Annotated in this window: 5 protein-coding genes; 1 reads left to right on the forward strand and 4 read right to left on the reverse strand. The window is 67.9% G+C overall.

Annotated features, from left to right (window positions below):
* Positions 1-269 precede the first annotated feature (269 nt).
* The 3 genes from AAGI46_15070 to AAGI46_15080 all read right to left on the reverse strand — a co-directional run bounded on the left by AAGI46_15070 (position 270) and on the right by AAGI46_15080 (position 4,373).
* Positions 270-1,673 carry a hypothetical protein gene (locus tag AAGI46_15070; protein MEM1013529.1) on the reverse strand — a complete coding sequence of 468 codons (1,404 nt, stop codon included), beginning with the start codon at positions 1,671-1,673 and terminating at the stop codon, positions 270-272.
* A 19-nt stretch (positions 1,674-1,692) separates the two neighbouring features.
* Complete coding sequence (locus tag AAGI46_15075; GenBank protein ID MEM1013530.1) at positions 1,693-2,964, reverse strand: AAA family ATPase; 1,272 nt, start codon at positions 2,962-2,964, stop codon at positions 1,693-1,695.
* A 254-nt stretch (positions 2,965-3,218) separates the two neighbouring features.
* On the reverse strand, positions 3,219-4,373 hold the full coding sequence (locus AAGI46_15080) for an SDR family NAD(P)-dependent oxidoreductase (protein MEM1013531.1): 1,155 nt from the start codon (positions 4,371-4,373) through the stop codon (positions 3,219-3,221).
* A 193-nt stretch (positions 4,374-4,566) separates the two neighbouring features.
* Here AAGI46_15080 and nrdR point away from each other — a divergent pair, with 193 nt between their 5' ends.
* A complete protein-coding gene (gene nrdR, locus AAGI46_15085; protein MEM1013532.1) occupies positions 4,567-5,079 on the forward strand; it encodes a transcriptional regulator NrdR in 513 nt (170 codons plus the stop codon).
* 161 nt (positions 5,080-5,240) lie between these two features.
* Here the strand turns inward: nrdR and AAGI46_15090 are convergent.
* Positions 5,241-6,048, reverse strand: an 808-nt coding sequence (locus tag AAGI46_15090) for a phosphotransferase (protein ID MEM1013533.1), incomplete at its 5' end; no start/stop codon positions are given.

Consider the following 6,048-nt stretch of genomic DNA (forward strand, 5'->3'; position numbering starts at 1 on the left):
CACGCGGTTTTTTACCCCATGGGTCTTGATATCCCGCGTGTGGTTGCGCTACCCGACGCCGCGGTGCGTCGCCCCCAACAACAAAACGTCCGGGGGCACCTTCCCGCACAACCCTCGGCTTCGAATTGGAAACGTGGTGTTTTCACGTCGGGACCCGGAGTGTCCCGTCGCGAAAATCGCGAGGGTTCGTTGAAAACTTGATGCCTCTGCGTCCGGACCCGGGGCGACGCTGCGCTCTGCCCGTCGGCTTCGTTGCTTGACGCAGAGCGTCAAGCAGCGTCGAGGAGCAGACCTTCGCGTCCGCCCCAGCGGAGGCGTCGGTAGGCGCAGATCGTGACGTCACCCGTGCCCAGCAACGGTCGCAGGGCATCCGCACCGGCGTCGGCATGCGCGACAAGGAGGCGGACCTTGACGGGCACGTGCTCGTTCAGACGGAACTGGCCCAGTGCCATCGCGAGCAGTTGGCGATTCTGGGAGACCCACGCCATCGCCTCGCCGACCTTGGCCAGGTCGGACAGGCCCGGCTGGGCGGCGGCGACGAGCATCAGGCCGCCGTCGTTGGCGACGGCCAGGCGCGCGTTCGGCAACATCGGCGGCGTCACCGGCGTCGCGGCGAGCGACCGGTCTCGTGCGATCGCCAAATCCGTCACGTTCGCACCCGACGGGAAGTCGATGACGTCTTCCTCGTCGCTGGTCGCCGTGGGCTCGACCGGTGCCTCGACGGCCGGAGCGACCGGCTCGGGCGTTGGCATCGGCTGGGCGATCGACGGGATGTTGTGGATCGGCGTGACCTCGTGCGCGGTCGGGATCGAAGCGGGCTCTTCCTGGACGGGCGGGGCGATGCGCATCGGCGTGGGGCGAGGGTCGGACGGAGTCGATTCGGAAGCGGCAGACGTGCCCTGGAGCGTTGCGACCAGGGCGTCGAAGGCCGGGCCGGCTTCGGCGGCGGTTTGCCAGCGGCCGTGCCAGACCTCGTGGGCGTGCCACGGCGTGTCGTCGGAGTCGCCTTCAGACGACGGGCCTTCGACCTCGACGTCCAGCTCCAAAAACTGCCGGCAGACGCCCAGCAGCTTTCGCGCCGCACGCTCGGCCTCGGCCGGGTGGGCGGCATCAGGAATGGCCAGCGACACGCGCGGCTGGTGGTCGCACAGTCCCGGACGATCGCACAGCCCTTTGAGCGTGCGATACCCGCCGACGACCGACTCGTGATCGCTGCCGGCGACGAGCGTCCAGCGGGATGCCAGCTTCAACAACCGACGACTTTGCGGCAAACGCGGATCGGGCAGGGCGACAACCCACGCGTCGACGTCGCAGGCGACCTCGGCCAGAATCGTCTCGACGTCGCCGTCTTCGGTGGCGACTTCCGTCACGTTGGTGTCGCCGTCGACGACAACGATCGACAGGGCGTTGCCTTCAATGAACGCGAGACCCACGCGATCGACGTCGGGCCCGAGCAGCGTCGCGGCAACAGCGGCGGCGCGGCGTTGCAGGGACGCGTCGACACCCGTGCCGAGCACGGCGACGAAGTCTTCGCCGGTGTCGCGGGTGGGCGCAGGCTCGGGCTCGCGCAGGTCGCTCAGGAAGAGGTGACTGATCGCGCTGAGCGGCCGCTCGTCGCTGCCGTTGTTGTGGGGCCGGTGAGAGCGGCCGTTGTGGTCGTGGCGATCATCCATGATCTTCCTCGAAGGGTGTTCAGGCGGCGGCGAGGCTCGGCAGGTCTTGCCGGGCGGTCGGGTGCTTCGGACTGGGCAGGTGCGTGGTGGCCGGGACGTGCAGGACGTTGTTGAACTCGCCGAAGTCGTTCTGTTCGATCTCGCGATTGGCCGGGTCGTTGGTCCATCGGCCGTCGACGACGTAGCGGTAGCGATACCGGCCGGCGGCGATCGGGAACTCGCCTGTCCAGGTTTCGGCCTCGGCGTCGTAGGTCATGCGGCCGTCGTGGCTGTTCCAGTCGTTGAAGTCGCCCGCGACGGCGACGCTGCGTGCACCGGCGAACGAAGCGACGAAGCGTGCCTGTCCGCTGGCGTAGGTGACGCCGCAGGCTTCGAGCGACATGTCAGACTCGCCGACGCCGCTGCCGGGAATGCGTGCCGCCGGCTTGCCGAAGGTCTTGGCAGAGAACTGCGAGAGCTGACGTGCCCGGCGGACCAGCTCGGCCGGCCGGCTGAGCGACTCGCCCTCACCCATCGCCATCGCCAGCGGCGACTGGCCCATCAGCTCGCGGGCGAGGTCGACGAAGTCTTTGTAGCCCTTGCTGCCCGGGTCGTACTCGGTGATGGGCTGGCCGAAGCTAGCGGCTTCCTTCAGCTTGGCGTTGAAGTTGACGCACGACCGCATGAGCACGTCGCTGAATCGCCCCCGCAGCTCGGCCAGCACTTCGCGGGCAAGCTTGGTGCGTGTGTCGAAGAGCGTCGGCAGGACGCGGATGGTCGTCTCCTTGCCGAGGCGATCCTTGAGTTCCTCGAGCGTCTCGAGCATGCGAGCCAGGCCGTGCAGGCTGAAGTAGCCGGTCTCGACGGGGATGATTGCTTCGTCGCAGGCGACGAGCGCGTTGAACGTCAGCAGACCGACGCCGGGCGGGCAGTCGAGGATGCACCACTCGTAGCGATCATCGACGGTGGCCAGGACGTTTTCGAGGCGTCGCTCCCGGCCGAGCTTGCCGGCGAAGAGCTGCTCGAACCCGGCGAGCTTCAGGTTGCTCGGGGCCAGGTCGAAGTTCTCGGCGATCTGCCAGACGACTTCGCTGACGGCAACGGGCGACTCCGGCTCGGCCGTGAGGCAGTCGAACAGCGTCCGCTGCACCCTTTCGTCCGGCACGGCCAGGCCCGTCGCACAGTGGCCCTGCGGGTCCATGTCGGCCAGGAGCGTCTTGTGGCCCAGGCGTGCGAGGCACGCGGCAAGATTGATGGCCGTGGTCGTCTTACCGCAGCCGCCTTTTTGGTTGATGATCGCGATCGTCCGCATGGTCCGAGTCGTCGGTGGAGGTCCGAGAAGGAAGGGTCGTTGCGTCCGGTATCGTCGCGATCACCGCGACACCACCCGCCAGCCGGGCCACTGGGGTTGCTATCGGACGTTGAGCGACAGCTTCTCCAGCTTCACGCCTTGGGATTGGCCCGCACTCCGTCATCCCGAGCGCAGCCGAGGGACCTCGCAGCGGGTCTGTGACGACAACCAGTCGAGGTCCTTCGACTCGCTGCGCTCGCTCAGGATGACGGTTGTCACGCTGCCAGACGCAGCGGTTGGACGGGCTGGTCGTGGCCTGTCGGGCGGTACTCCTCGACCACGCGACCCAGCGCCGAACGCACGTCGGCCGGGCGATCGTCCAGGTGCGGCCTCAGCTGACGAACGGGATCGGCGGCGGCACCGGTCGGCTCGGGCAGCAGCCAGATGCAGATTTTCGGGTGCCGCGTCGCACGCGTCGGATGCCGTGCGTCTGCCAGCTCCTCTTCGAGCTTCTCGCCCGCACCGACGCCGGTGAACCGGATGGCGATGTCTTTGCCCGGCTCCAGGCCACGCCGGCGGATGAGGGCGTTGGCGAGGTCGAGGATGCGGACCTGCTCGCCCATTTCCAGCACGAAGATCTCACCGCCTTCCGCCGTCGCCCCGGCCTGCAGGACCAGACCAGCCGCTTCGGGGATCGTCATCAGGAACCGCCGCATTTCCGGATGCGTCACCGTCACCGGCCCGCCTTCGTCGATCTGCTTTTCGAAGATCGGGACGACGCTCCCGCTGGAGCCCAGGACGTTGCCGAACCGCACGCAGCAGAACCGCGTGTTGGCCGCGTCTTTGGCGATGCCGGCGATGACCTGTTCGGCCGCGCGTTTGGTCGCGCCCATGACACTCGACGGATTGACGGCTTTGTCCGTCGAGATGAAGACGAACGTCCCGACGCCGAGCCGCGCCGCCGCGTGGGCGACGTGGTGCGTGCCGAGCACGTTGACCTTGACGGCCTCGCCGGGATTGTCCTCCATCAGACCCACGTGCTTGTGGGCCGCGGCGTGGAAGAGCACGTGCGGCCGCTCCTGGGCCAGCACGTCGCTGATGCGTCGCTCGTCGCACACGTCGGCGATGGCGGCTCGCAGGTCGAGTCCGAGCCACCGGGCGGAGAGCTCGCGCCTGATCGTGAAGAGCCCGAACTCGCTCTGGTCGAGGATGACCAGCCGCCGCGGGCAGAACCGGGCGATCTGCCGGCACAATTCGCTGCCGATGCTGCCGCCCGCACCGGTCACGAGGACCCGGCGTCCGCCGAGCAGCCGCTGGGCTTCAGGCGTGTCGAGCTTGATCGGCGGGCGATCGAGCAGGTGCGCCAGATCGCCTGGCGCATCGGCGTCGGGCTCACGAGGACGACGCAACCAGCCCGTGAGCGACGGCACAAGAGCGTTATCGGCCGCTGCGTTTGACGGGCGTGAGCCGCCCCCGTCATCCCGAGCGCAGCCGAGGGACCTCGTCTGCTTCTGCACGTTCGACCAATCGAGGTCCTTCGACTCGCTGCGCTCGCTCAGGATGACGGAATTGCGCCTCGGAAGCATGGCACAGCATGGGGACAGGGCTTACGTTGTCCACAAGATGATCTGTCCGTTTTGCGGTGCCACCAAGGACCAGCTCAAGGTCATCGACTCGCGCAGTGCCGATGCCGGCGAGGCGATTCGTCGCCGGCGCGAGTGCCTGCGGTGCGACAAGCGGTTCACCACGTACGAACGCATCGAGCTGGCCGTGAAGCTCACCGTCGTGAAACGCGACGGCCGGCGAAGCCCCTGGGACAGGCAGAAGATCGTCAATGGGCTGGAGCGTGCCTGCTACAAGCGGGCCGTCCCCGAAGCGGCGCTGGCGAAGCTGGCGGACGACGTCGAGGACGAAGCCCAGCGGGTCTTCGAAAAGGAAGTCCCCAGCGACTGGGTGGGCCGGCAGGTCATGCAGCGGCTACGCGAGCTGGACGAAGTCGCGTACGTGCGGTTTGCCAGCGTCTATCACCGGTTCAAAACGGTCGACGAGCTGCTGGGTGAGGTTCGCGACGTCATGGAACGCGACGGGAACGATCCGCAGCAGGCTTCGCTGTTCGATCAGCGACGACGCAAGTGACTTTTGGAAAGACGGTTCGCGCGTCCGTTCGCTCCGGGGGATCGCTTCGCTCACCCCACGGCTTCGAGACCAGAGAAGTGACAGAAGGACGCGACACGCGTTGCGTCGATTCCGAGAGGCTGAGTCACTTCAGTGACTCTGTCTGGGATCGAACACCAGACTCATGCAGCTGCTGCGATCGGCGCGATCCAGTGCTTCAGGAGCGAGCGGGCTGCGCGGGCGTAGGCGTGACGACGCGCGTCGTTGAACGCGACGACCAGCGCCGCTGCGTGCGCGATGCGGACGTCGGCGTACGCGGCTGCGTCGAAGAACGGGCTCGCCTCGGAGTAGGCGTCGAGTGCCGATTGGGCGAGCTCCGTCGGGGCAGTGATGCGGACCATCGTCTCGAAGACGGCGTGGTCGCGGCCGGGATCGCCGATGTGGGCGCTCTCCCAATCAACTGCTGCCACCAGCCTGCCGCCGCGGCGGATGCACTGAGCGGCGTGGAAGTCGCCGTGGCAGAAGCCGAGTCGGCCGACGGGCGTGTCGTGGTCGAGCGATTCGAGTGCCGCGGAAAGGGCGTCGTCGCGATACAGGTCGCCAGCCAGCCCACGCCGAATCTGGTCCTGCTGCCACGAGACCAGCGGCGTCATTGCGGCAGAATCGTCGTCGACGGGCGTCGCATGGATCTTCGCCAAAAGCCGGCCCATCTGGCCGTAGAGACGGCGTCGGCTGGTCGGGCTCAGGCCCGAACTGTCGGCCGCGGTACGCCGGCCAAGGTCATCGCAGACGAACCAGGCCCGGCCAAAGTGTCCGCTCGCCGACTCGCCGCAGTGGATCCGCGGAGCCGGCAGACCGGCGGCGGCCAGGCGGCGATACGCGTCGGGCTCGCGGGCGACGGACTCGTCAGACCGGGCCGTACGGCGACTGCGGGAGCGTCGCTTCGGGGCCATTTTGATGATCCGCCGGGCTCCGTCGGCCATGCGCAAG

This window comes from Planctomycetota bacterium (genome assembly GCA_038746835.1).
Classification (GTDB): Bacteria; Planctomycetota; Phycisphaerae; order Tepidisphaerales; family Tepidisphaeraceae; genus JBCDKH01.

Coding starts and splice junctions, on each gene's coding strand:
- AAGI46_15070 (MEM1013529.1), bottom strand. CDS start 1,673: ATGGATGATCGCCACGACCACAACGGCCGCTCTCACCGGCCCCACAAC.
- AAGI46_15075 (MEM1013530.1), bottom strand. CDS start 2,964: ATGCGGACGATCGCGATCATCAACCAAAAAGGCGGCTGCGGTAAGACG.
- nrdR (MEM1013532.1), top strand. CDS start 4,567: ATGATCTGTCCGTTTTGCGGTGCCACCAAGGACCAGCTCAAGGTCATC.